Origin of the sequence: Streptomyces sp. NPDC056128, assembly GCF_042263835.1 — a bacterium.
Lineage (GTDB): Bacteria > Actinomycetota > Actinomycetes > Streptomycetales > Streptomycetaceae > Streptomyces.
In genome coordinates, this window is the sequence record NZ_JBHJVQ010000003.1 from 195,041 (window position 1) to 220,043 (window position 25,003).

The 25,003-nt window shown below is 73.4% G+C and carries 20 protein-coding genes; 7 read left to right on the forward strand and 13 right to left on the reverse strand.

Translation table 11 applies throughout. The features are described 5' to 3' along the window. Nucleotides 1–49: 49 nt before the first annotated feature. Complete coding sequence (locus tag ACFC1X_RS08985) at nt 50–649, reverse strand: Uma2 family endonuclease (protein ID WP_376350196.1); 600 nt, start codon at nt 647–649, stop codon at nt 50–52. Nucleotides 650–843: 194 nt separating this feature from the next. Between ACFC1X_RS08985 and recQ the strand changes: the two genes are divergently transcribed. Next, complete coding sequence (recQ, locus tag ACFC1X_RS08990) at nt 844–2,841, forward strand: DNA helicase RecQ (protein WP_376350199.1); 1,998 nt, start codon at nt 844–846, stop codon at nt 2,839–2,841. 42 nt (nt 2,842–2,883) lie between these two features. On the opposite strand, the gene ACFC1X_RS08995 is transcribed toward recQ, so the two are convergent. From ACFC1X_RS08995 to fahA, 8 genes are all read right to left on the reverse strand, one after another. Continuing rightward, the gene (locus tag ACFC1X_RS08995; RefSeq protein WP_376350202.1) at nt 2,884–5,613 is read right to left on the reverse strand and encodes a fumarate reductase/succinate dehydrogenase flavoprotein subunit; all 2,730 of its coding nucleotides are present in this window, start codon (nt 5,611–5,613) and stop codon (nt 2,884–2,886) included. 11 nt (nt 5,614–5,624) lie between these two features. After that, a complete protein-coding gene (locus tag ACFC1X_RS09000; protein WP_376350204.1) occupies nt 5,625–6,458 on the reverse strand; it encodes an ABC transporter ATP-binding protein in 834 nt (277 codons plus the stop codon). Further along, the gene (locus ACFC1X_RS09005) at nt 6,436–7,317 is read right to left on the reverse strand and encodes an ABC transporter permease (protein ID WP_376350207.1); all 882 of its coding nucleotides are present in this window, start codon (nt 7,315–7,317) and stop codon (nt 6,436–6,438) included. Before ACFC1X_RS09005 ends, ACFC1X_RS09000 begins: the two co-directional genes overlap by 23 nt. After that, nucleotides 7,314–8,681: an ABC transporter substrate-binding protein gene (locus ACFC1X_RS09010; RefSeq protein WP_376350210.1), complete on the reverse strand. Its 1,368-nt coding sequence runs from the start codon at nt 8,679–8,681 to the stop codon at nt 7,314–7,316. The genes ACFC1X_RS09005 and ACFC1X_RS09010 overlap by 4 nt, the downstream gene beginning before the upstream one ends. Before the next feature lie 13 nt (nt 8,682–8,694). After that, entirely contained in the window at nt 8,695–8,922 is a 228-nt protein-coding gene (locus ACFC1X_RS09015; protein ID WP_030145386.1) for a ferredoxin family protein, read from the reverse strand. 33 nt (nt 8,923–8,955) lie between these two features. Further along, nucleotides 8,956–9,744 carry a GntR family transcriptional regulator gene (locus tag ACFC1X_RS09020; RefSeq protein ID WP_376350214.1) on the reverse strand — a complete coding sequence of 263 codons (789 nt, stop codon included), beginning with the start codon at nt 9,742–9,744 and terminating at the stop codon, nt 8,956–8,958. A 280-nt stretch (nt 9,745–10,024) separates the two neighbouring features. Then, nucleotides 10,025–10,963 (reverse strand): M56 family metallopeptidase, encoded by a 939-nt coding sequence (locus ACFC1X_RS09025; protein WP_376350217.1) that lies wholly within the window; start codon nt 10,961–10,963, stop codon nt 10,025–10,027. A gap of 170 nt (nt 10,964–11,133) precedes the next feature. After that, nucleotides 11,134–12,360: a fumarylacetoacetase gene (gene fahA, locus ACFC1X_RS09030; RefSeq protein WP_376350219.1), complete on the reverse strand. Its 1,227-nt coding sequence runs from the start codon at nt 12,358–12,360 to the stop codon at nt 11,134–11,136. A gap of 496 nt (nt 12,361–12,856) precedes the next feature. On the opposite strand from fahA, the gene ACFC1X_RS09035 reads away from it, so the two are divergent. The 5 genes from ACFC1X_RS09035 to ACFC1X_RS09055 all read left to right on the forward strand — a co-directional run bounded on the left by ACFC1X_RS09035 (nt 12,857) and on the right by ACFC1X_RS09055 (nt 20,078). Continuing rightward, nucleotides 12,857–14,041: a DegT/DnrJ/EryC1/StrS family aminotransferase gene (locus ACFC1X_RS09035; RefSeq protein WP_376350222.1), complete on the forward strand. Its 1,185-nt coding sequence runs from the start codon at nt 12,857–12,859 to the stop codon at nt 14,039–14,041. Next, nucleotides 14,034–16,436 carry a lipopolysaccharide biosynthesis protein gene (locus ACFC1X_RS09040; RefSeq protein ID WP_376350225.1) on the forward strand — a complete coding sequence of 801 codons (2,403 nt, stop codon included), beginning with the start codon at nt 14,034–14,036 and terminating at the stop codon, nt 16,434–16,436. The genes ACFC1X_RS09035 and ACFC1X_RS09040 overlap by 8 nt, the downstream gene beginning before the upstream one ends. Before the next feature lie 237 nt (nt 16,437–16,673). Further along, the gene (locus ACFC1X_RS09045; RefSeq protein WP_376351010.1) at nt 16,674–18,467 is read left to right on the forward strand and encodes a glycosyltransferase; all 1,794 of its coding nucleotides are present in this window, start codon (nt 16,674–16,676) and stop codon (nt 18,465–18,467) included. Between the two features lie 16 nt (nt 18,468–18,483). Then, on the forward strand, nt 18,484–18,936 hold the full coding sequence (locus tag ACFC1X_RS09050; RefSeq protein WP_376350228.1) for a hypothetical protein: 453 nt from the start codon (nt 18,484–18,486) through the stop codon (nt 18,934–18,936). Further along, nucleotides 18,933–20,078: a glycoside hydrolase family 26 protein gene (locus ACFC1X_RS09055; protein WP_376350231.1), complete on the forward strand. Its 1,146-nt coding sequence runs from the start codon at nt 18,933–18,935 to the stop codon at nt 20,076–20,078. Before ACFC1X_RS09050 ends, ACFC1X_RS09055 begins: the two co-directional genes overlap by 4 nt. Before the next feature lie 23 nt (nt 20,079–20,101). Here the strand turns inward: ACFC1X_RS09055 and ACFC1X_RS09060 are convergent, their stop codons facing one another. The 3 genes from ACFC1X_RS09060 to ACFC1X_RS09070 all read right to left on the reverse strand — a co-directional run bounded on the left by ACFC1X_RS09060 (nt 20,102) and on the right by ACFC1X_RS09070 (nt 23,415). Continuing rightward, nucleotides 20,102–20,857 (reverse strand): polysaccharide deacetylase family protein, encoded by a 756-nt coding sequence (locus ACFC1X_RS09060; RefSeq protein ID WP_376351013.1) that lies wholly within the window; start codon nt 20,855–20,857, stop codon nt 20,102–20,104. A 104-nt stretch (nt 20,858–20,961) separates the two neighbouring features. Continuing rightward, nucleotides 20,962–22,323, reverse strand: a complete 1,362-nt coding sequence (locus tag ACFC1X_RS09065; protein WP_376350234.1) for a glycosyltransferase — start codon at nt 22,321–22,323, stop codon at nt 20,962–20,964. A gap of 27 nt (nt 22,324–22,350) precedes the next feature. After that, the gene (locus ACFC1X_RS09070) at nt 22,351–23,415 is read right to left on the reverse strand and encodes a GNAT family N-acetyltransferase (RefSeq protein WP_376350237.1); all 1,065 of its coding nucleotides are present in this window, start codon (nt 23,413–23,415) and stop codon (nt 22,351–22,353) included. Between the two features lie 266 nt (nt 23,416–23,681). Here ACFC1X_RS09070 and ACFC1X_RS09075 point away from each other — a divergent pair, with 266 nt between their 5' ends. After that, the gene (locus ACFC1X_RS09075; RefSeq protein WP_376350240.1) at nt 23,682–24,482 is read left to right on the forward strand and encodes an HAD family hydrolase; all 801 of its coding nucleotides are present in this window, start codon (nt 23,682–23,684) and stop codon (nt 24,480–24,482) included. Between the two features lie 25 nt (nt 24,483–24,507). Here ACFC1X_RS09075 and ACFC1X_RS09080 read toward each other — a convergent pair whose 3' ends face one another. Next, nucleotides 24,508–24,999: a transglycosylase SLT domain-containing protein gene (locus ACFC1X_RS09080; RefSeq protein WP_376350243.1), complete on the reverse strand. Its 492-nt coding sequence runs from the start codon at nt 24,997–24,999 to the stop codon at nt 24,508–24,510. Nucleotides 25,000–25,003 lie beyond the last annotated feature (4 nt).

The following is a 25,003-nucleotide window of genomic DNA, read 5'->3' on the forward strand; positions in this document are numbered from 1 at the left end:
GCGGCCCGGCACCCCCTCGGGGTGCCGGGCCGCCGTCGTGCGTGCGGGGCTACTCGCCGCCGCGGCGTGCCTTGATGGCGGTGAGGTCCAGGTCCATCGGGAACGGGGCGCTCAGCTTCATGCGCTCACGGAAGATGCCGACGCTCACGTAGGCGCCGGTGGCCGGCTCCAGCTCGAAGGCGTGGACGACGGCGAGGCTCTTCTCGTTCTCCACGCGCCAGTAGTGGGGGATTCCGGCCCGGGCGTACTTGAGGGGCTTGGTCTCGCGGTCGCGGGAGACGGAGTCCGGCGAGACGACCTCCACGGCCAGCACGACGGCCGTCGCCGGGACGCGGGTCTGGGCGGGACTTGTGAGCGCTTCTTCCTGTAGTAGCAGCACATCCGGCTCCAACCTGTTCTGCCGGTCTACGTCGACGGTGAATCTGCACAGAACATCGAGCCCTTGTGTCGCCGCTACGGAGAGCTGCCGACCGAAGAAGGACGTTGCCCGCTCGTGAAAGATCGATTGCGGGCAGGGGAAGACAAGCCCGGCATCGATCAGCTGCGTATGCGGAGGCAGGTTGGGGAGGCGGTCCAGATCGTCAGCGGTCCAGCCCCCGTCGGGAGGGATGGGCCAGTCAGGCGGTGAGGCCTCGGATGCCACTCTCATGGAAGCCCAACGGTAGGAGTCCCTGTTGTCACTTCAGGCTATCGAATGGTAACGGTCGGCGACGAGTGAAGCCTGTGGATAACTCGGAGGCTGTCGGCGCGGGCCCCTATCGTTGAGGCAGTGGTCGGGGCAGGGCGGACCAGACGGACCAGGCAGACCAGACGGGCGAGGCAAGGCGTACGGGGGACGGGACGATGGGCGGGACGGGTGTGATCGGCGAGATGGCAGAGGCGGCAGAGGCGAGGCGCGTGGACGGCGAGGGCAGCGAGACGCTGGCCACGTTGCACCGGGTCTTCGGATACGAGGCCTTCCGCGGCGAGCAGGAAGAGGTCGTCGACCACGTGGTGGCGGGCGGCGACGCCGTCGTGCTGATGCCGACCGGCGCCGGAAAGTCGCTGTGCTACCAGATTCCGGCCCTGGTCAGGCCCGGCACCGGCGTCGTGGTCTCGCCGCTCATCGCGCTGATGCAGGACCAGGTGGACGCGCTGCGGGCGCTCGGCGTGCGGGCCGGCTTCATGAACTCCACGCAGGACTTCGACGAGCGGCGCATGGTGGAGGCCGAGTTCCTCGCCGGCGAGCTGGACCTGCTCTACCTGGCGCCCGAGCGGCTGCGTCTGGAGGGCACCCTCGACCTGCTCTCCCGCGGCAAGATCTCGCTCTTCGCCATCGACGAGGCCCACTGCGTCTCGCAGTGGGGCCACGACTTCCGGCCCGACTACCTCGCCCTGTCGCTGCTCGGCGAGCGCTGGCCGGACGTCCCCCGCCTCGCGCTCACGGCGACGGCCACGCACGCGACCCACCGCGAGCTGACCGAGCGGCTGAACATGCCGACGGCGCGGCACTTCGTGGCCAGCTTCGACCGGCCCAACATCCAGTACCGGATCGTGCCGAAGACGGACCCCAAGAAGCAGCTGCTGAGCTTCCTGCGAGAGGAGCACCCGGGCGACGCGGGCATCGTGTACTGCCTCTCGCGCAACTCCGTCGAGAAGACCGCCGAGTTCCTGTCCCGCAACGGCGTGGAGGCGGTGCCGTACCACGCGGGTCTGGACGCGGGCACCCGCGCGGCGCACCAGTCCCGGTTCCTGCGGGAGGAGGGCCTGGTGGTCGTGGCGACCATCGCCTTCGGTATGGGCATCGACAAGCCGGACGTGCGGTTCGTCGCCCACCTGGACCTGCCAAAGTCGGTCGAGGGCTACTACCAGGAGACCGGCCGCGCCGGCCGCGACGGACTGCCGTCGACCGCGTGGATGGCGTACGGACTCAACGACGTCATTCAGCAGCGCAAGCTGATCCAGTCCGGCGAGGGCGACGAGGCCTTCCGCCGCCGGGCCCAGTCCCACCTGGACTCCATGCTCGCGCTCTGCGAGACCGTCCGCTGCCGCCGCGGCCAGCTCCTCGCCTACTTCGGCCAGGACCCGGACGCGTCCGCCTGCGGCAACTGCGACACCTGCCTCACCCCTCCCGAGACCTGGGACGGCACGGTGGCGGCGCAGAAGGTGCTGTCCACGGTGGTGCGGCTGAAGCGGGAGCGCGGGCAGAAGTTCGGCGCCGGACAGATCATCGACATCCTGCTGGGCAAGCGCACCGCCAAGGTGATCCAGTTCGACCACGACCAGCTCTCCGTGTTCGGCATCGGTGAGGATCTCGCCGAGAGCGAGTGGCGGGGCGTCGCCCGGCAGCTCCTCGCCCAGGGACTGCTCGCCGTCGAGGGGGAGTACGGCACGCTGGTGCTGACCGACGACAGCGGGGCGGTGCTGCGGCGGGAGCGGGAGGTGCCGCTGCGCAAGGAGCCCAAGAAGGCGGCGGCACGGGGGTCGGCCTCGCGCGGCGAGCGCAAGGCCAAGGCGGCCGTGGCCGAGCTGCCCGAGGAGCTTCAGCCGGCGTTCGAGGCGTTGCGCGCCTGGCGGGCCGAGCAGGCCCGCGAGCAGGGCGTCCCGGCCTACGTGATCTTCCACGACGCCACGCTCAGGGAGATTGCCACGGTATGGCCCACCTCCGTGGGGCAGCTCGGCGGCATCAGCGGCGTCGGTGAGAAGAAGCTCGCGACCTACGGGGAGGGAGTGATCGCCGTGCTCGCGGGACTCTCGGGTGCGGCGACGCAGGCGGCTTCCGCCTCCGGCGGCGACACCGGGCCCGGCCCGGACGAGTGGCCCGATGCCGAGCCCGAGCCGGAGCCCGAGGACTGGATATAGAGGACGCGTCCGGGCGCCTGACTTCCCGGCCGGTCCTCGGCGTCACAGGGCCCGGGCCGCGTACGCCCTGACGTCGGCGTCGCTGTCGGTGGTCGCCGTGGCGAGGGCCGACCTGGCGTCCGGCGTACCGTCCGCGTGCCGGGTCAGGGCCAGGACGGCGGTCTTGCGCACGTCGGCGTTCGGATCGGCGAGGGCCTTGGCGAGGACGGGGACCGCGCTGCCGGGGACCGCGGCGGACAGGGCGCCGGCCGCTCCGGCCCGGACCTGCCAGGCGGGGTCGGACAGCGCGGCGACCGCCCGTTCCGCCAGCGGCGCCGGGCAGCCCGTCCGGGCCAGGGCCGCGAAGGCCGCGCCGCGGACCAGGGCGTCGGGGTCCTCGGTGAGCCGGTCGAGCGCACCGCCGGCACCGGTGGCCGCCCGCAGCGTCCCCAGCGCCTTGGCGACGGTGACCCGGACCTCGCGGGACGGATCCGCCGCCGCCGGGGAGAGCGACTCCGCCGCGTCCAGGGACACCAGCCCGCGCACCGCCTCGATGCGCACCGAGGGGTCCGGGTCGCCGAGGTACGTGGTGAAGGTGCCGGTTTCGCCCAGCCGCAGAATGCGCAGCAGGTCGAGGGCGGTGGCGCGGACCACCGGGTCGTCCTGGCCCAGCGCCCGCACCAGGGGGTCGCCCAGGGCCGGTTCGGGCGCCAGCGTGTCGGCCAGTTCGCGCAGCGAGGCCGCGGCGGCGGCGCGCACCTCGCCGTCCGCGTCGGACAGGGCGGCGGCCAGGACGGGCCCGGTGCCGACGGGGGTGGTCTCGGTGAGCACGGTGACCGCCGTGCGCCGTACCGCGGGTTCGGGATCGGACAGGTAGGGCCGGAGGACGGGCAGTTCGGGTTCGTTGTCGGCGAGGGCGAGCAGTTCGAGGAGGCGGGGGGAGGCCGTGGCGGTGGGCTCGGCGGAGCCGCCTCCGCCCGCGTCGCCGGCGCCCGTGGAAGGCGTACCCGTGGCACGGGGCGCCGCGTCGCGCGGGCCGGCCGTCGCCACCTGCTCCGGGTGCACCTCGCCAAGGTGCCGGGAGACACCGCCGACCGGCGTGAATTCGTCGATCGGCACCAGATACGGAGCCACGGGACGGGCCGTGAACTCCATTGCACCGGAGGGGGACTTGTGCAGATCGAGATGATGGAACCAGGCGGCGTCGTCGCGCTCGGGGATGTCCACGCGCTCGTGGTAGAGACCCCAGCGGGACTCGGTGCGGGCCAGCGAGGCCCGGGCGGCCATCTCCGCGCAGTCGCGGATGAAGGAGACCTCGGCGCAGCGCATCAGCTCGTGCGGGGTGCGCGCGCCCATCGCCGCGATGTCCGCCCGCATCCGCTCGAAGGACTCCAGGGCGAGCGACAGCCGGGCGCCGGACTTCGGCGGGGCCACGTAGTCGTTGACGAAGCGGCGCAGCTTGTACTCGACCTGGGGCTGCGGCGGGCCGTCGGGGTTGCGCAGCGGGCGGTAGACCAGCTCGTGCGCCTCACGCAGCTGGTCGGGCGGCAGTTCGCCCGCGTACGCCGTGTAGCGCGAGGCGTCCGCGCCCGCCAGGTCGCCGAAGACGAACGCGCCGATCATGTAGTTGTGCGGCACGCAGGCCAGGTCGCCGGCGGCGTAGAGGTGGGGGACGGTGGTGCGGGCGTGGTCGTCCACCCGTACCCCCGAGGCGGAGTGGCCGCCGCACAGGCCGATCTCGGAGATGTGCATCTCGACGTCGTGGGTGCGGTAGTCGTGCCCGCGGCCCGCGTGGAAGGTGCCGCGCGTCGGGCGCTCCGTCGAGTGCAGGATCGACTCCAGGGCGGAGACGGACTCCTCCGGGAGATGGCTGAGCTTCAGGTAGACCGGTCCGCGGTCGCCGGCCACCTCCGCGGCGAACTCGGCCATCATCTGGCCCGACCAGTAGTCGGAGTCGACGAAGCGCTCGCCGTGCCGGTTGACCTGGTAGCCGCCGAAGGGGTTGGCGACGTACGCGCAGGCGGGGCCGTTGTAGTCCTTGATCAGCGGGTTGATCTGGAAGCACTCGATGCCGGTCAGTTCGGCGCCCGCGTGGTAGGCCATGGCGTAGCCGTCACCGGCGTTGGTGGGGTTCTCGTAGGTGCCGTAGAGGTAACCGGACGCGGGCAGGCCGAGCCGACCGGCGGCTCCGGTCGCCAGGATCACCGCGCCCGCGCGGACGGTCACGAACGCGCCCGTGCGGGTGTTGAACCCGGCCGCGCCCACCGCCCGGCCCTCCGCCGTCAGGACCCGCACCGGCATCACGCGGTTCTCGATGCGGATCCGCTCGCGCATCTCGCGCCGCCGCAACTGCCGGTACAGGACCTTCTTGACGTCCTTGCCCTCCGGCATCGGCAGTACGTAGGAGCCGGACCGGTGCACCTGCCGGACCGCGTAGTCGCCGTGCTCGTCCTTCTCGAACTTCACCCCGTACGACTCCAGCCGCTGGACCATGGCGAAGCCGCGGGTGGCGGTCTGGCGGACGGTGGACTGGTCGACGATGCCGTCGTTGGCGCGGGTGATCTCGGCGACGTAGTCGTCGGGTTCGGCCCGGCCGGGGACGACCGCGTTGTTGACGCCGTCCATGCCCATGGCGAGGGCGCCGGAGTGGCGGACGTGGGCCTTCTCCAGGAGCAGTACGTCCGCGCCGTGCTCGGCCGCGGTCAGCGCGGCCATCGTGCCGGCGGTACCGCCGCCGATGACGAGGACGTCGCAGGAGAGTTCTTCGGCGTCGGTGAGCGCGGGGATCTCCACCAGAGGGCCTTTCAGGTGCCGAGGGATGTCAGTACGTCGCGCCGCAGCGCCACCCGCGCCGGATCGTCGTGCGCGGCACGCTCCCGGGGCCGGGGCACGTCGCGTACGGCGGTGAGGCGGCCGGCGCCGAGCAGGGCCACCCGGTCGCCGAGGAACAGGGCCTCGTCCACGTCGTGGGTGACGAAGGCGACGGTGGCGCCGGTGCCGCGCAACACCTCCACCAGCAGGTCCTGCATGCCGGCGCGGGTCTGGGCGTCGAGGGCGCCGAAGGGTTCGTCCATCAGGACGGCGCGGGGGCGTCCGGCCAGCGCGCGGGCCAGCTGGGCGCGCTGGCGCTGCCCGCCGGAGACGCGGTGCGGCAACTGCCGTGCCTGCGCGGTGAGCCCGACGCGGTCCAGCCAGGACGCCGCCTGGTCCCGGCGTTCGGCGCGGGGCAGGCCCTGGATGGCGAGGGGGAGTTCGACGTTGGCGCGCAGGGTGCGCCAGGGCAGGAGGGCGTCCTCCTGGAAGACCAGCGCGCGGTCCGTACCCGGGCCGGTGATCAGGTGCCCGTCCTGTTCCGCCGTCCCGGCCAGTGGGGGCAGCAGCCCGGCCAGGGTGCGCAGCAGGGTCGACTTGCCGCAGCCCGAGGGGCCGACGACGGTGAGGATCTCGCCGGGGGAGACGTCGACGTCCACGCCGGTCAGCGCGGCGGCGCCGGGGCGGCCGAGGGTGGCGTCGCGGAGAGTGAGCCGGGTGCCGCGCGGGGCGCGGGTCCCGGTGGCGGTTGCCGTCTCGGCGGCGGTTCCGGTCGCGGTCCCGGCCTCGGTGTCGGTCCCGGTCTCAGTCTCGGACGAGGTGCTCATCGCGTGCCTCCTCGGGTTCGGTGCCCTTGGGCGCGGCGGTGCGCGCGGGCGGGGTCGCCGGGCGGGTCCGCGGGGACTTCGGCCGGGCGGCGGGGACGTACGCCGTGCGGGGCAGCCAGTGGGTCAGGCGGCGGCCCAGCAGTTCGACGGCGGTGGAGGTCAGCCAGCCGAGTACGCCGATGGTGACCATGCCGACGAAGACGCCCGGGTAGTCGACGACGGTGTAGTCCTGCCAGGTGCGGTAGCCGACGCCGTACTGGCCGGAGATCATCTCGGCGGAGATCACGCAGATCCACGAGACGCCGATGCCGACCGACAGACCGCCGAACACGCCGGGCAGGGCGCCCGGCAGGACCACCGAGGCGAGCACCCGCCACCGGCCGCCGCCCATGGTGCGGACCGCCTCCTCCCAGGTCGGGGCGAGCGCGCGGACCGCGTGCCGGGTGGAGACCAGCACGGGGAAGAAGGCGGCGGTGCAGGTGATGAAGACGATGCCCTGCTCGTTGGAGGGGAAGAGGAGGATCGCCACGGGGACGAGGGCGATCGCGGGGACGGGGCGGATCACCTCCAGCACCGGGCCGAGCAGGTCCTCGGCCAGCCGCGAGCGGGCCACGAGCACACCGGTGGCCACGCCCAGGACGGCGGCGAGCAGGAAGCCGGTGAGGATGCGGGTGAGGCTGTCGGTGAGGTCGGTCCAGTAGTCGGGCCCCGCCAGCCGGTCGGCGAAGGCGTGGGCCACGTCGGTGACAGTGGGGAACTGCGAGAAGCGCAGCCACAGATCGACGTCCCGGCTGGTCAGCAGCTGCCAGAGACCGAGGGCGGCGGCGAGCGAGACGACGCGCAGCGCGTACCGGATCACGACGCCCGCTCCAGCGCCTCGGTGTATGTGACGACGCGGGCTCCGCCGTGCCCGGCGACGTACTCCCGCGCGGTCTCCGGTGCGAGGAAGGGCAGCAGTTCGGTGCCGTCGGCGACCCACACCGACTGGTCGGCGAACCACAGGGTGCCGGTGGTGGCGTCGGGGACGTAGGCGGCGCGCACGTCGTCGCGGTGGGCGGCCACGTGCTTCAGCAGGGCGCCGGGGGAGGTGAAGGAGAGGGTCTTGCGCGCTTCCTTCGGCCAGACCTCGCCGGCCGGCTTCGGGGGCCCGGCGGCGAGCCGCTCGGCGTACGCGGCCGGACCGAGCGCCTTCTTCACGTACCGGTCGTCGACGAAGGCGTCCACGTCCACGTCGCCGGTGAGTTTCGCGTCCCGGAGGATCGACACGTCCTTCTTGAGGGCGGCGACGAGCTGGGGCTTGATCGCCGGGTCGAAGGTGGCGATGCCCTGGGCGCCGTTGTAGAGGTAGACGGCCTCGGCGGGCAGGCCGGTGGCCTTCGCGACCTTCTCGGCGGCGGCCACCGGGTGGGCGTCGAGATAGTCGGTCGCCTGCGTCTGGGCCCTCAGGAACGCCTCCAGCACGGCGGGGCGCTCCTTGGCGAAGTCCTCGCGGGCGGTGACGCCGTGGAAGGTGGGCAGGTCGAGCCGCGCACCGTCGTACAGGGCCTTCGCCTTGCCCTGGTGAGCGAGCAGGCCGGGCCACGCGACGAACTGCGACAGGGCGTCCGCGCTGCCCGAGGAGAGGGCCGAGGCGCCCACCGCGGGCTGCTGGTTGAGTTTCTCGATGTCCTTGGCGGGGTCGAGGCCGGCGCGTTGCAGGGCGCGTACGAGCGTGCCGTCGGCGGCCGAGCCGACGCTCGTCGAGACCTTCTTGCCCTTGAGGTCCTTCAGGGAGGTGAGCGAGGAACCGGGCGCGGTCACGATGGTGTTGAGGCCGCCGCGGAGGTTGTAGCCGGTGACCGAGACCAGGCGGGTCGGCTTGCCGAGCTGCTTGCCGCGGGCCGCGTTGATGAGCAGCGGGAAGTCGCCCATCGAGCCTATGTCGATCTTCCCGGCGGTCATCTGGGCGGTGATGGGGGCGCCGGTGGCGTAGTCCTGCCAGTCCACCTTGTAGGTGACGCCGTCGCCGAGGGCGTTGAGCTGCTGCTCGAAGTGGCCTAGGGAGCGCAGAAGGGTGCCGGCGGTGACCGTGTTGATCGTCCGGGACTGGTAGCCGACGGTCACGGTGACCGTGGAGCCGTCCCCGTCGGCCGAGGCGTCGCCGCCGCAGGCGGTGAGGGAGAGGAGCAGGGCCACGGCGGCCGCGGACGCGGTGGCGGGGAGCGCGGTGCGTTTCGGTTTCATGGGAGTCGGCCTCTCACCGGAGCAGGTAGGGCATGTTGACCGTGACCGCCCCGGTGGGGCAGCGGGCGGCGCACGGGCCGCAGTACCAGCACTCGTCGACGTGCATGTAGGCCTTGCCGTTGCGCTCGTCGATGGCGAGGGAGTCCAGCGGGCACATGTCCACGCAGAGGGTGCAGCCTTCGATGCACTTCGACTCGTCGATGGTCACGGGCACGTCGGCCCGCTGGGGCGCCAAGGGCATGGCTGTCTCCAGGGAGGGTGCGCGAAAGGGGGTTCAGAGCGACCGGTGCAGCAGGCCGCTCATCGCGATGCGGTCGCCGCGGAAGCGGACGAACTCCAGGTCCACGGGGCGGCCGTCGTCGAGGTGGGTGAGCCGTTCCAGCATGAGGACGGCGGTGCCCCGCGGCGCCTCCAGCACGGCGGCGGTGTGCGCGTCCGCGGTCACCGCCTCCAGGGTGATGTCGGCGTGGCCGAGCGGCCGGCCGGTGACGGATTCCAGGAGCCGGAAGACGTCGGTGTTCTCCAGGTCGGCGCCGAGCAGGGCGGTGCCGATGTCGAGGGGCAGGTAGGTGAGGTCGAGGGAGAGGGGGACGCCGCCCAGGCGGCGCAGACGCTCGATGTAGAGGACGTCGGCGCCGGGCGGTACGCGCAGGCGTTCGGCGACCGGGGCGGGGGCCGGTACGGGGACCGTGGTGCGGACCTCGTTGGTGACGCGGCCCTGTTCGTGCAGGGTCTCCGCGAGGCCCATCAGGCGGTCGAGCCCATGGGCGTACTTGCGGGCCACGACCACGGTCCCGATGCCGGGCTGGCGGGCCACGAGGCCCTCGGCGCGCAGCAGGTCGAGGGCCTGGCGGACGGTGTTGCGGGTGGCGCCGTAGTCGACGGCGAGGGCGTCCTCGTGGGGGAGTGTGCCGTCGGGGAAGGCGTCGTCCAGGAGTTGGCGGCGGAGCAGGTCGGCGAGCTGGCGGGCCCGGTCGGCGCGCAACCGGCGGCGCGCGCGGTGGGCGGCGACGGTGGTCGCGCCCTGGCCGGCGTGGTCGCGGATGCGGTCGGTGGGCGGCATGGCTGGAACCATACCTATCCGGTGGGGTTGGTGGTGTTGCTGGATTGTTGCGCCACCGGGGGCTCCGCCGGGTGGGGGGATGAGCTGGGGGTTTCTGGGAGGGTGGGCGGACTTCTGCCACGTGCGGGCCCTGCGTTGTCCGGTGGCCCGGCGTCGCTGTGGGCCGGGGGTGGGTGTCGCGGCCCGGCGTTGCGGGGTGCCGCTGCGCCCACCCGTGCCGCCCCAGCGGCACGACTGCCCGCAGCTGGGGCGGGGGACGACTGCCCGCAGCTCACGCGGGTTACGTCAGCGCCGTCAACCCCGGTGCGAAGGTGATCAAGAGAGGGAGGAGGGGCACCAGCGCCGCCGTTGCCGTCGTCAGGGCGCGGTGGCGTGGGGTCAGGCGGGGTGAGGGCTCCAGGAGGCGGTCGACTCGTTCGCCGAGGAGGCGGTGGCTGGAGGCGCAGGACAGGACGCCGCGGTGCTGGTTCAGCTCGATCAGGGCCAGCGCCGTGGTCAGGTGGCCGCAGCGACGGGAGGCGGTGTCGTCGGCGGAGAGCTCGACCAGGCGATGGGTCTGGTCGCAGAAGTGGGTGAAGAGCGGGACGCGCGGGAAGCCGGTGGCCAGCGCGGTGGACAGGTGCAGCAGCCAGTCGTGGCGGGCCCGGGCGTGGCCGCGCTCGTGGGTGAGCACGGCGTCGAGCTGATGGTCGGTGAGGCGGTGCAGGGCGCCCGTGGTGACGATCAGCTGGGCGGGACTGCCCGGCAGCCACCAGGCGTCCGGGTACTCGTCCTCCAGGACCAGCAGCGGCCCGCGGGCGGCGGGGAGCCCGGCGGGCAGGTCGGGGGCGCGCTCGCGCAGGTGCGCGCGGGACCGGGCGCGCCGCCTGCGGGCCTCGACGAGTTCGCGGCCCAGCATCGCGGTCGTCCAGGCGGCACCGGCGGCCAGCAGCAGGGTGAGGGCGGCCGCCCAGGCCGGTCCGGCGGAGAGGTTGTACGCGGCGGTCACCGCGGGCGGCGCCGGCGCGAAGAGCTGGGCGCGGACGGTGCCGAAGACGGCGGTGGCGCCGAGAGCCAGGGCCGTCAGACAGCACAGCAGGACGGTGGCGACCAGGCACTGCCACACCCACAGCGCGACCACGGGGTCCCGCTCGGGCCACGCGGACCGGGTCAGCGCGCGCGGCACCGGCACCGCGGCGGTCACGGCGACGACGAACAGCAGGAGCAGGCAGACGGTCATGCCACTGGCTCCGGATCCTGGTCGAGAGGACGGGCGGCTCTGGCAGGGCGGGGCGGAAACGCGGGGCGGGGTGCCGCGCACACCGCCCGACGCCAGTATGCCGCTGCCGGGCGGTGTGAGTCAGGTGCCGGCGGCCACCGGATTCGGGAGCCTCGGAGCCGTCCCGGCCCTCAGACCCCCCGTCCGACCACGCGTCCCGTCACCTCGCCCAGCCCCACCCGGATCCCGTCCGGACCCGGTGCCCACGCCGACAGGGTCACCACGTCCCCGTCCTCCAGGAACGTCCGCTTGCCGTCGGGGAGTTCCAGCGCGTCGCGGCCGTTCCAGGTCAGTTCCAGCAGCGACCCGCGTTCGCGTTCGCCCGGTCCGCTCACCGTGCCCGAGCCGTAGAGGTCGCCGGTGCGCAGTGAGGCGCCGTTGACGGTCATGTGGGCCAACTGCTGGGCGGCCGTCCAGTACATGGTGGAGAACGGCGGTTCGGAGACGGCGTGACCGTTGACCGCGACGGTGATCCGCAGGTCGTAGCCGCCGGGCTCGGCGTGGTCGTCGGCCGTGTCGTCCAGGTAGGGCAGCAGCTCGTGCGTGCGCGCGGGGGGCGCCACCCGAGCCTCCTCCAGGGCGTCCAGCGGCGTGATCCATGCCGACACCGAGGTGGCGAAGGACTTGCCGAGGAACGGGCCGAGGGGGACGTACTCCCAGGCCTGGACGTCCCGCGCGGACCAGTCGTTGAGCAGGCAGAGCCCGAAGACGTGCTCGCGGAAGTCGCCGAGCGCGACCGGGTCGCCCGGTGCGGACGGCACCCCCACCACGAACCCGACCTCGGCCTCGATGTCGAGGCGGACGGACGGGCCGAAGACCGGCGCCTCGTCGGCCGGTGCCTTGCGCTGCCCGGACGGCCGCACGACGTCCGTGCCCGAGACGAACACCGTGCCGGAGCGGCCGTGGTAGCCGATCGGGAGGTGCTTCCAGTTCGGGGTGAGGGAGTCGGCGGCGTCGGGGCGGAAGATCTGGCCGACGTTCCGGGCGTGGTTCTCGGAGGCGTAGAAGTCGACGTAGTCCGCGACCTCGAAGGGCAGGTGCAGGGTCACCGACGACAGCGGGTGGAAGAGGGGTTCCAGCGTCTCGCGGTGGGAGGGCACCGTCACCCAGGCCGTCAGCGCGCGCCGCACGTCGGACCAGGCCGTGCGCCCGGCCGCCAGCAGCGGGTTGAGGGTGGGCCGCGCGAGCAGGGAGGCGTACGGCGAGCCGAGCGCGTGGGCCGCCGCGCCGGCGTCGAGGACGTGGTCGCCGAGCCGGACGCCCACCGTCCGCTCCCGCGTGCCGGGGATCGAGAACACGCCGTACGGAAGGTTGTGCGGGCCGAAGGGGTCGCCCTCGGGGACATCGAAGGGGGGCATCGGGTGCTGCCTCGCTTTCGTGCTCGCCATGTGCGCCGTGCGCGCCGTGTGCGCCACGTGGCCGGTGTGCGCCGCGTGGTGCGTGGACTGGCCACACGTTACGGGTGACACGGCCGTCTTGGGCAGTGCGGCGGGAGGTGGCTCCATGTGGGGGACGAGGGCGTGCGCAGGCGGGCTGACGTGCGCGGAGCGGCCCGCGCGCCGGTGCGCGGGAGACGGAAAGTGACCGTGGGACGGGGCCTTCGCCGACGGCGCACGCCCGCGCGCACGGTCGTGGATGTGGCGCTCCGCGTCCGTTCGTGTGCGGGAAGTTGTCCACAGGCCCGGACGCAATCTTGACGGAGCGGTGCGAACAGGGAGACTCTGGGCGGGTGCCGGGAGGTCTCGGGGAGGGGGCCTTCGACGGCACATCTGGGGGGAACGGATGGCCATTGGGGAGGCCGGTCCGGGTCCGGGGCGGGATGGTTCACGGCCGAGCAGACGGCTGGAAGAGACCATGCGCGGCCGGCTCGACCGGGAATGCGTGTATGTACCGTCATGCCGATTCGGGCTGTACGCGGCACTGCGTCACTGGTGCCCGCCCGGCGGCCGGGTCCTGATGTCGCCGGTCAACGACGACGTCATCTTCTTCGTCGTGCTCGCGGCCGGACTGCGCCCCGTACAGGCGCCGCTCGACCCGTCGGACGCGTCCATCGACGTCGACGCCGTGCCCGACGACGTCTGGGGCTCGCTGTCCGCCGTACTGACGACCAACCTGTACGGCAACCCGGACCAGGCGCCCCGGCTGCGGGCCCGCTGCGACGCCCTGGGCATCCCGCTGTTCGAGGACGCGGCGCACGCCATCGGCAGCGAGGTGGGCGGCCGACCGGTCGGATCCTGGGGCGACGCCTCCGTCTTCAGCCTGTCCAAGCACGTCGGCGCCAAGGCCGGGGGCATCCTCGCGGTCGCCGACCCGGGGCTGCGGGAGACGCTGGCGAAGACCTGCGAGGACCTGCTGCTGCCGCGCCGTACGAGGGCCGAAGCCGCCTACGCCGTAAGACCGTACGCGGAGGCCGCCGTGCGCGGGCTGGGGCTGCGCCGGGCCGCCTGGGCCACGCTGCGGCTGCTGGGGCGGATGGAGCGCGAGGAGATCCGGATGCCGCTGCGTCCGGAGGAGCTGGCCCGCGCCGCAGCCTCGGCACCCGGCCTCGACGCCCACGACCCCTGGGTCCGCGTCGACATGCACGACTACCGGCTGCGGGGCGGCCGGTTCCGGCTCGGCCGGATCGGGCGCGGGCTCGACCGGCTGGACCAGGTACTGGCGGACTGCCGGGCGGGGACGGAGCTGCTGCTGTCGACGCCCTGGGCGGGACCGGCCGCGTGGGAGGGAACGCGGAGCCGGACTCCCGGCAAGGCACAGCCCTTGTTCCGCGTGCCGTTGCTCGTGGCCGACCGGGACGCGGCGGTCCGGGCGCTGGCCCGGCGCGGCATCATCGTGGGCTACCTCTATGACCCCCCGCTCGACGACTACGCGGGCGCCGCCTTCACCGACCCGTCGCCCGCGCCCGAGGGGGCACGCTGGTTCGCGCGGCACGCGCTGCCCGTCGAACCGCTGCGGGCCCGCGCCGTGATCGCGGCGCTCGAGGAGTCCGGCGTACGACCGGCCGAGGCACCGGAGGGGTTGATTCCGTCCGGTGGCTGAGACCCGGGTGCACGAGACGGCCGTCGAACCGGCGGACGGCGGCACCGCGCTGCCCGAGAGCGGGCACGGGGGCGACTCGCTCTTCAAGAACGCCTACTTCCTGATGCTCAGCACCGGCGTCTCGGCCGTGCTCGGCCTGGGCTTCTGGCTCGTGGCCGCCCGCTACTACTCGGAGGAGGCCGTCGGACAGGGCTCCGCCGCCATCGCCGCCATGCGGCTGCTCGCCAGCATCACGGCGACGACGATGATCGGCGCCGTGGTCCGCTTCGTGCCGCGCGCCGGCCGCGCCACCGGACCGCTGGTGTGGCGTGCGTACGCGGCGAGTTCGGTGGTCGTCGCCGTCGCCGCCGTGGTCTTCCTGCTCACCCTCGACCTCTGGGGTGCCTCGTACGCCCCGCTGGGCACCGCCGCGATGGGGACCCTGTTCGTCCTGGCGTGCGTGGCCTGGGCGCTGCTCACCCTCCAGGACGGCGTGCTGACCGGCCTGCGCAAGGCGGAGTGGGTGCCCGCGGGGAATGCGGTGTTCTCGGTCGGGAAGCTGATCCTGCTTGCCGTCTTCGCCACCTCGCTGCCGGTGCTCGGCATCTTCGTGTCCTGGGCCGTGGCCATCGCCTTCTCCACCCTGCCGCTGGGCTGGCTGATCTTCCGCAGGCTGATCCCGCGCCAGGCCGAGGCCGACCGCGACGTGGAGCCGCCGAAGACCCGCGAGATGGGCCGCTTCCTGGCCGGGGACTCGCTGGGAGCACTCTTCAGCCTGGCGATGATCAACCTGCTGCCGGTGATGGTCGCGGTCAACTTCAGCGCCGCGCAGAACGGCTACTTCTACGTCGCCTACACCGTCGGCGGCACGATGGAGTTCATGGCCATCAACATGGCCTCCTCGCTCACCGCGCACGCCTCGCACGACCCGCGCCGCCTCGCCGACGGCATCCGGGGAGCGCTGCGCCGCATGACGGTGCTGCTGGTGCCGGTGGTGCTCTTCCTGGTCGTCTTCGCCCCGCAGATCCTCGCGCCCTTCGACGAGGACTACGCCGAACACGGCTCCACGGTGCTGCGGCTGCTCGCCCTCGGGGCGCTGCCGCGGATCGTGGTCGAGCTGTACATCGGCGTACTCCGCGTCCAGGGGCGCACCGGCGTACTCGCCGCGGTGCAGGGCGCCATGTGCGTCCTCGTCCTGGGCAGCGCGACGATGCTGTTCACGCCGGCCGGGATCTCCGGTGCCGGCTGGGCGGTGCTGGTGAGCATGACGGTGGTCGCCCTGGGCTGCGCACCCGGCCTGCGCTCCGCGCTGCGGGGCATCGACGGGGCCGGTCGTTCCGGCGACCCGGGTGCCACGGTGGACACCGGCCCGCTGCTCGGACCGAAGCCACGGCCCGGTACCGGCCACGGCACCGGCCCGGCCCGGCTGAACGCCACCGCCGGGTACGGCACGACCTGGGCACGGCAGGCGGCGTCCGAGCACGGACGGCCCGAGGACGCGTCCGGGGAGGACACCGTCGCCCTGTTCATAGGGCGCCCCGGGTACGAACGGGAGGCCCTGGAGGCGGACACCCTCGCGGTGATCCGCCGGCCGCGCCACCCCGACCCGAACACGCACGTCCCCGACCCGAACACGCACGTCCACGCCCCGGACGCCCACGTCCACAACACGGATGCCGACACCCACGGTCCCCACGACGACGACCCGGGCCCGATCCCCGAGCGCTACCTCAGGCCCGCCCTGTGGCTGCTGTTCGCCGCCGCCACGGTCGTCTTCTGGGCGGCGTTGCGCGGACTGCCCTGGCTGGACGGCCCGTCCGGGACCGGCGCCGAACTCACCGGCCGGGAGCTGCTGCGCGGGCTGCCCCTGCCGGCGCTGGTCGCGGGCGCCGTGCTGCTCGTGGTGTTCGTCGGGGCGGTGACCCTGTCCGTCCGCCCCGACCCGTGGCTGCCCGGTGCCGCGCTGGGCTCCGCCGTACTCGCGCTGCACGCGGCGCCCGTCGCCCTCGGCCGGGAACCGGAGGCGGTCGGCGGGGAGTTGTACGCGAGGGCGGCCGGATTCCTCGCGGAGGCGCTGGGCCTCGACGGACCCGGCCCGGTCCTGCGCTGGGCGCCGCTCGTCCTCCAGTTGCTGTGCCTCGTGCCGCTGTGGACGCTGCTCACGAAGGCGGGCGACCGGCTGCCCTGGCAGGGACGCTGGGGTGTCCTCTATCTCGCCGCGGTCGGGAGCTGGCTCTGGCGGCAGGAACTCGCGCCGGTCGCACCGCCGCTCCTCCTGCTGCTCGTCCTCGCCGCCCTGCTCCTGTCACTGCGCCGCCCGGCCGAGGCTCCGCACCACACAAGACACGCCGAACACACCAGCCACACCCAACACAACACCAGCCACACCAGACCGACAGACACGTTCCGGGACTGATCAAGCACAGAGCCGATTCGCCAGGGGGGAACCGTCGTGCGTCCGCCAGCAACTCCACGGGAGAGATCCGTACCAGAGCCCGTGCCCGAGACCGGGGAGACCCCCGAACACCCCGAACACTCCGAACACCCCGAGCACGACTCCCGCACCTCGCAGGAGTCGGCCACCACGCGTTCGCACGAGGCCTCCGCCCGGCCGGACCCGTCCGCCCCCACCCCCGCCGCCCGTCCGGCGCGCGTGGCGGCCGCCTGGCCCGCCGTTCCGCTGCTCGCCGCGCTCGCCCTGTGGGTCTACGCGGTGCGGCACACCGACGTGTCCGCCCTGGACGACTACGGCCTCGTCAGCGCGCTGCACCCCACCTTCTGGGCGGGCCTCGCCGTGCTCACCGCGGGCTTCTGGTTCACGGTCCGCGACCCGCGCCGCCGGGCCGGCTGGCCGCTGGCGTACGTCCTCGGCCTGCTGGTGATGGAGCGGGCCACCCAGGCCGTGCTCTACCCGACCCCGCTGTACGCGTGGGCGTGGAAGCACGACGCGGTCATCGACCACCTGCTGACGTCCGGCGGACTCCAGAGCGCGGACCAGCTCGGCGACATGGCCGTGTACGACCAGTGGCCCGGCTTCTTCGCGGCGCAGGCCGCGCTGGTGCGGCTGCTTGGCGTGGACAACGCGGCGATGTACATGGCGTGGTGGCCGCTGGTCTCCAGCGTGCTGCTGCTCCTGCCGCTGCTGCTGATCTACCGGACCTTCACCGAGGACCGGCGCCTGATCTGGACCGGCGTGTGGCTGTTCTGCGTCGGCAACTGGGTGGGCCAGGACTACTTCTCGCCGCAGTCCGTCGCCTTCGCCCTGCACCTGGGCGTCCTCGCGGTCGTCCTGCGCCGCTACGGCCGTACGGGCGGCCGGGGCGACCGGCAGCGGCAGGCGGTGTGGACCGTGCTGCTCAGCGTGCTGGTCATCGCCATCGTCGTCTCGCACCAGCTGACCCCCGGCATGCTCGTCGTCACGCTCCTCGTGCTGGCCTTCACCCGACGCCACCGCGACTGGGTGCCGCTGGTCACCACGGTCGTGATCTTCCTGGCCTGGTGTCTCACCGCCGCGCTGCCCTTCCTGTCCGCGGCCATGCCGGACATGATCCGTTCCGTCGGCGACATCGGGGCCAACGTCGAGACCGGGTACGGGTCCACGCCCACCGGCACCGGCGCGGTTGCCACCTCCTGGGCGGCCCGGCTGCTCTCGGGTTCCGTACTGCTGCTGGCGCTGGCCGGAGTACTGCGCCAAAGGGCGCTGCGGCAGCGGGCGCTGCCGCTGCTGCTGGTCGCGGCGGCCCCGCTGCCGATGTTCGTGGCGAGCAGTTACGGCAGCGAGATGATCTTCCGGGTGCTGATGTTCATGCTGCCCGGCGCGGCCTTCTTCGCCGCCGCCGCGCTGCTGCCCAGGGCCCGCACGCTGACCGCCGACGCGCGGGAGACGGAGCGGGGGGCGGAGCGGGGGGCGCCGCCTCCCCCCGCCCACCGCCGCCGATCCCGCCTGCCCTCGCTGCCGCCCCTGCGGTACGCAGCCTGGCTGTCACCGCTCGTGCTGCTCGCCGGGACCCTCGCGTTCGTGCCGAGCTACTCGGGCAAGGACCGCGTCAACTACTTCCCGCCCGGCGAGGTGGCGCTCGTGCGGCAGCTCTTCGACCAGGCGCCGGACGACTCCCTGGTCGTCGCCGCCAACCGCAACTACCCGCTCGCCTACGAGCAGTACTGGCGGGTCGACCACTACTGGTTCCTCGAGGACACCCGGGCCCACGTCGACGACATCGTGCGCGACCCGGCGGCCGTCCTCGCCCGCGACATGGCCGGCGTGGACGCACCGGCCCGCGCCTACTTCCTGCTCACCCAGGGGCAGGTGGCCAACTCCGAGATGAACGGCCAGCTGAACACGGCCCAGTTGAGACGCGTCCGGGAGTCCGTCGCGGACTCGCCGCGCTTCGAGCGCGTGGCGCAGAACAGCGCGGGCGTGCTGTACGTCCTGAAACCGGCGAGCTGAGGAGGGGCACGCACCCATGACACCGCAGGACCTCGTGATACGTATGCTGCCCCCGTTCGCCGGCTGGCTGGCGCTCGCCGCGCTCGCCCTGCCCGGCGGCTCCCCGCTGCGCGGCGCGGCCGTCGCCGTCTTCCTGGCCGTCGGCCCCGGCGCCGCCCTGGTCAGAATCTGCGGGCCCGCGCTCCGGGCCCGCCGTGCCGGGGCCCCGGCCGAGCGCCGGGACGACGCCTTCGAGCGCCACTCCGACCTGCTGGAACAGCTGATGCTGGCCGTCCTGCTGAGCGTGAGCGCCGCGATGCTCGTCGCCACGGTGCTGGTCGCCGCGCACGCCCTCAGCGGGGACCGCGTCCTGCTGACGCTCACCCTGCTGACCACCCTCGCCGCCTTCTGCCCGAGCCTGCGTGCCCTCCCGGCGCCCAGGACGGCGCCGGGCGCCGCGCCACCGACACGGAAGGGTTCCACTCTGTGAGGTTCGCCCGTCCCGCTCGCCGCACGAACGCGGACTCGACGACCGGACAGCACCGCCGACCAACGCACCGCACGCACCCCGCCCGCCCCGCGCCCCCCGGCAGGCGCCGCCTGCTGATCACGTCCATCACCGCCACCTGCGCGGTCCTGGTCGCGGTGCTCGCCCTGCGCGACGCCTCGGGACCCGCCGACCCGGCCGACGACCCGAGGTGCCGCCCCACCGCCCTCCTCGAACCGCCCTGCGGCGCCTGGTTCGGCGCCTTCGTGCCGCACGACAAGTCCGACCTGGCCGCGAAGGTCCGGGAGTACGAGAAGAACGTCGGCCGCGGGCTCGACATCGTGTACACGTACCACGACATGTCCGCCGTCACGGAGACCCGGCTGGAGGGCCAGCTCCTCACCGAGCAGGAACAGCGCGTCGGCGAGGACCGCATGCTGCTGCTGTCCTGGGAGAGCAAGTGGTGGGGCGGCACCAAGGGCCAGCAGCCCACCTGGAAGCAGATCGCCGCCGGCGACCTGGACGAGTCCGTGATCGACGTCCAGGCGCGGCGCGTCAAGGAGTACGGGCAGCGCACGGGCAAGAAGGTGTTCCTCTCCTTCGACCTGGAGATGGACACCCGCACCCCGGACAACGGCACCCCCGCCGACTACGTCCGCGCCTACCGCCACATCCACGACCGCTTCCGCGCACTGGGCGTCGACAACGTGGTGTGGACCTGGATCATCACCGGATACCTGAACCACGGCGACCTGTTCGAGCGGATGTACCCGGGCGACGACTACGTCGACTGGATCGGCTACAACCAGTACAACTACTACCTCTGCCACAAGACCGGCTGGCTCAGCTTCGCGCAGACGCAGTACGCCACCCACGACTGGATCCGCGCCAACATCTCCGACGACAAGCCCCTGATGCTCTCGGAGTTCGGCAGCGCCTCCGACCCGAAGCGCCCGGACCGGCAGGCGGACTGGTACGCGCAGGTGCCCCGGGTGCTCAAGGACCTGGAGGGCGTCAAGGCGGCCCTCCAGTGGAACTACCGCGACCCGGGACCGCACTGCGACCTGGCCGTGGCGAACGATCAGGCGTGGGACAGCCTGCGGGAGGTGGCCGCCGACCCGCACCTCAACCAGCCGCACGACTGACCGCCACCCCTGCTGGACAGGCCCTAACCCGCGAACTCGGGGCCCCGCACCATCGCCCGCCCCCGCCGGTACCAGCGCCACGCGACGGTCTTCGGGCCGTCGCGGTAGGGGGCGACGCGGGCGCCGCCGCCCGCCAGCCAGGACTCGACGTCGGCGACCGTGTGGCTCCGCCGCACGATCAGCCGGGCGATGCGGTACCGCTCGTCGCGGTCCGAGCTGAGCGCGTGCCGCACGGCGGTCGCCGTCTCGTACCCGGCCCGGGCCGACGACGCCCGCACCTTGGCGCTGTTGTAGCCGTGCGGGTAGGCGAGGTGGCGGACCGGATGCCCGAGGGCGTCCTCCAGGACCGCCTTGGACTCGCGGAGTTCGTGCGCCAGGGCCGTGCCGGACAGGGTGTCGAGCTGCGCGTGCGTGACGGTGTGGCTGCCGATCTCCATGCCGGAACGTTCCAGCCCGGCCACCGCGTCCAGCGTCATCATCGGGGCGGGCGGCAGCAGACTGCGGCCGCCCGGCGCGATCGCCCCGGTGGTGAGATACGCGGTGGCGGGCAGCGCCCGCTCGGCCAGCGCCTCGGCGGTGGGCCCGGGCAGGTCGGCGAAGCCGTCGTCGAAGGTGAGCAGCACCGGCCGGGGCGGCAGGGGCGCCCGCCCGGCGAGATGGTCGGCGAGCACACTGATCGTGACGGGCGTCATGCCGCTGTCGACGATCGCATCCAGCTGGGCCGCGAACTCCTTCGGCGTGACGGTGAACTCGGCGATCCACGACGGCGGATCCTCCATCACCGCGTGGTAGAGGAACACGGGTATGTGCCCGCCGCCCGGCGCCGGGACGCCCTCCCGCGCCCCGCCCCCGCCCGCTCCCGACGAGCCGGCCCCAGCCCCGCTCACCGCGCCTCCACCCCGGCCGCACGCAGCGCGCGCCGGGCGCGCAGATAGCCGACGGGGCCGTACAGCATGCCCCGGCGCTGCAACCGCGCCAGGCGCCGCGGCCAGGGATGGGTACGGGAGTCGTGCCCGCCCGGCGCTCCAACCGCCTCCGCGCCCGCGCGCTCGCCCGCGCTCTCGCCCTCGCCGGTGGCGCGTACGGCGGTCAGGCGCCGGGCGTGCGCGAGTCCGCCCGGCACCCGGGCGAGGAGGGCCGGCAGCAGCGCGGGCCGGTTCACCAGGATCGCCGTGAGGTACGCGGTGAGGCCGGCGCCGTAGCCGTACGCCTGGGTCTCCAGGTCGCGCCAGGTCTCCCGGTGGTGGTGCCAGACGAGCGCCCGGGGCGTGTAGCGCAGCCGCTGCCCCTGGGCGAGGACGCGGACGAACCCGTAGAGGTCGTCGCCGCCCCGCGCGCGGGTGCCCGCGCCGGTCGCCGGGTCGAAGCCGCCGACCGTCCGCAGCACCGCCGTACGGAAGGCCATGTTGGCGCCCGAGCCGAACCGGCCCGCGGTGAACGGGAACAGCGGCTCGTCGGCGGGCGGGTGCTCCGGGTCGTACGTCCGCGGGACGAACCCCTTCGCGAAGCCGCCGTGGCTCTCCAGGAGCACCTGGGCGGGGGTGCGCAGCCGCGCGGGCAGGATCAGGCCGGTGGCACAGCCGAGGTGCGGGTCGGCGGCGAACGGCGCGGTCAGTTCGGTGAGCCAGCGCGGGTCGGCGACCACGTCGTCGTCGGTGAACGCGACCACCTCGCCCCGGACCACCGCGAGGCCCCGGTTGTGCGCGACGGCGAGTCCGGGGACCGGCTCGCACACGTACCGCACCCGCTCGCCGTACTTCCGCTCGACCAGTTCCCGGGTCTCGCCGGTCACGGGCGCGTTGTCGACCACGACGATCTCGAAGTCCGGGTGGTCCTGGGCGAGCAGCGAGTCGAGGGCGCGGGCGAGCTGGTCCGCGCGTTCCCGGGTGGCGACCACGACACTGGCGGACGGTGGCGCGGGCGATGGCTCGGGCGGCGCTCCCCGGGGCAGCTCCCGCGCGAGCCCGGCCAGCACCCGCGTGGGGTCCGCGCCCTCGGGGACCTGCCCGAGCAGCGTGCCCACGGGCAGTCCCGCCCGTCTGACCAGGACGAACACCGCGCCGGACGTCACCGGCGGGCTCCCCGGGCCCGGTCTCAGTACCGCCGCCGCCTCCTCCACCGCCGCGCCGGTGTCGTCGCCGAGGTCCAGCTCGGCGACCTGCACCGCCCCGATACGCAGGAAGTCGTCGATCTCCCGTCGCGTCTCCCGCAATGTCTCCTGCCGCGCACGCCGCACACCGGCCATGCGCCCACCCCCTCGTGGTTGACCTCGTCAGGACCGGCGCAGCCGGGCCGCGCCCCTCAACGTCCGTACCGCGAGCGACGCCAGCCGGGGCCGGTCGCGCACGAAGCCGTGCGCGCGGCGGGCCGGTTCGCGGCCGAGCCAGTGCAGGGCGGCGCCCGCCCCCGGACGCGTCGCCGCCCCCTCGTACACCGGCAGTTCCCCGGTCTTCAGCGAATCCTTGTACTCCGCCGGGCCCCGCCCCATGTCCAGCAGTCCGATGCCCTCGGCGGCCGCGGCCTGAGCCATCCGCAGGTGCAGGACGAGCCCCGGCGAGTACTTGGCGAAGTCCGGGTCGTACGCCGGGAACCAGCACGCCAGGACCGTCGCCGAACGCAGCCCGAAGTGGGCGGCGACCGGCCGGCCGCCCGCGTAGAGCACGGACAGGGTGCCCGTGCACTCCCGCGCCCGCGTCTCCGCGAGCCGGGCGACGAGGCGGCTGATCCACTCCTGCGCGAACCGGTCCCGGCGTCCCGTCCTGCGGTACTGCGCCGACTTCCACTCCATGAGCGTGCGCAGCGCGGCCGGCTCACGCTCGTCGAAGACGAAGCGCACGTCGCCGGCCTGGCGGCCCAGCCTGCGCTCCTTGGCGAGCGTGGTCTTCAGGAACTTCGGCGACTGGGTGCGCAGGACGTTCTCGTACGCCTCGTAGCCCTTCTCCACGTCGATGACGTAGGTGGTGTGCTCCTCGGCGGCGTACGGCACGAACAGCCCCTGCTCGGCCTCCAGGTTGTCGAAGGCGAGGCTCGACAGGGAGCAGGCCCGCAGCAGGCGGCGGGGGTCCGGGGCGAGGCCCTGGCGCAGTATCGCGCCCTGGCAGTCCGACACCCCCAGCCCGATCGCCCGGCCCTGGCCCAGCGGCCCGCGTTCGTGCGGCAGGAATCCGGCCGCCTCACCGCCGTCGTACAGCACCGCCACCCGCGCGCGCGGCCGTACCCGGCCCACGACGTCGGTGAACTCCGGTTCCATGAACGGGTTGCGCGGCGCCGTCGACTTGGCGCGCAGCTCCCGCCAGTGCTCCCGTTCCCCCTCGCCCAGCTCCTGTGGCCTGAGCACACGTACGCGTCCGCTGTTCAACCCGACCCCCCGATCAAGTCCCCCCTGGACAACAGGAAGGTACCCCGGGGGCCGCCCCGGGGGGTAGGTAGCAGACCATGTTGTTGCCAACCGGTGCACAGGCCCTTAACCGGCTTTAGCCGATGATGTGCCAGGTTTCGGACATGTTCGTGCGCCGTCGTGCGCGTTCGAACGTACTCGCCGCGTCCTCGTTCGGAACCGGTCGCGGGTGAGTCGGACCGCTGCCGCGTCCGTATTCTCTGATCATGGACCGCACCGCATACTCACTCGTCGCCACCGACCTCGACGGCACGCTGCTCCGCGGCGACGACACCGTCTCCGAACGGTCGCTGGCCGCGCTGGCGCGGGTGGCCCGGGCGGGTGCGCGCCATCTGGTGGTGACGGGGCGCCCGGCACCCCGGGTGCGGCCCCTGCTCGACCGCCTGGGGTGCACGGGGCTCGCGGTGTGCGGGCAGGGCGCGCAGGTGTACGACGCCGGCGCGCACCGGATGCTGTGGTCGGTGACCCTGGACCGGGAGCTGGCGGAGACCGCGCTCGGCAAGATCGAGGCCGAGGTGGGCCAGGTGTACGCCGCGGTCGACCAGGACGGCGTCGACGGCCTGACCCTCATCGAGCCCGGGTACCTGATGCCCCACCCCACGCTGCCCGCGGTGCGGGTGGAGCGGCGCGACCAGCTGTGGCGCACCCCGATCAGCAAGGTGCTGCTGCGCCACCCCGACCTGAGCGACGACGAGTTGGCGTCGACCGCGCGCGCGGTGGTCGGCTCCCTCGCGACGGTCACCATGTCGGGGCCCGGCACGGTGGAGCTGCAGCCGTGCGGCATCACCAAGGCGACCGGCCTGGCGCTGGCCGCCGAGCACCTGGGGGTGGGCCGCCGGCGCACGATCGCCTTCGGCGACATGCCCAACGACATCCCCATGTTCGACTGGGCGGCGCACGGCGTCGCCATGGCCGGTGCCCACTCCGAACTCAAGGCGGTGGCCGACGAGGTCACCACGACGAACGAGGACGACGGCGTGGCCGTCGTCCTCGAACGGATCTTCTGAACGTCCCTGTACAGCTCAGTACGGCTCAGTACGCGCCGAAGACGTTGTCGATCGAGCCGTAGCGGTCGGCCGCGTAGTTGCAGGCGGCGGTGATGTTGGCGACCGGGTCGTACGGGTCCCAGGAGGTGCCCTCGACGTGGTACGCCTGGAAGGTCGGGGCGATCACCTGGAGCAGGCCCTTGGACGGGGTGCCGTTGATGGCGTTGATGTCCCAGTTGTTGATGGCCAGCGGGTTGCCGGACGACTCCCGCATGATGTTGCGGTGGATGCTGTCGTACGAGCCGGGGATGCCGTGCTGCGCCATGATGTCCATCGACTCGCGGATCCAGCCGTCGAGGTTGTCCGGGTACGTCGTCGCCGCCGTGGCGGCGGTCTTGGTGGCGGCCGGGGTGGCCGCGGACGCGCCGGTGGCGCCGATGAGCGGCAGGGCGAGCACCGCGGCACCGGTGCCGGCCACGGCGAGCTTGCGGGCGATGCGGGTGGTCCGGGCGTGACGGTTCTGACCGATGGCAGACATGCTG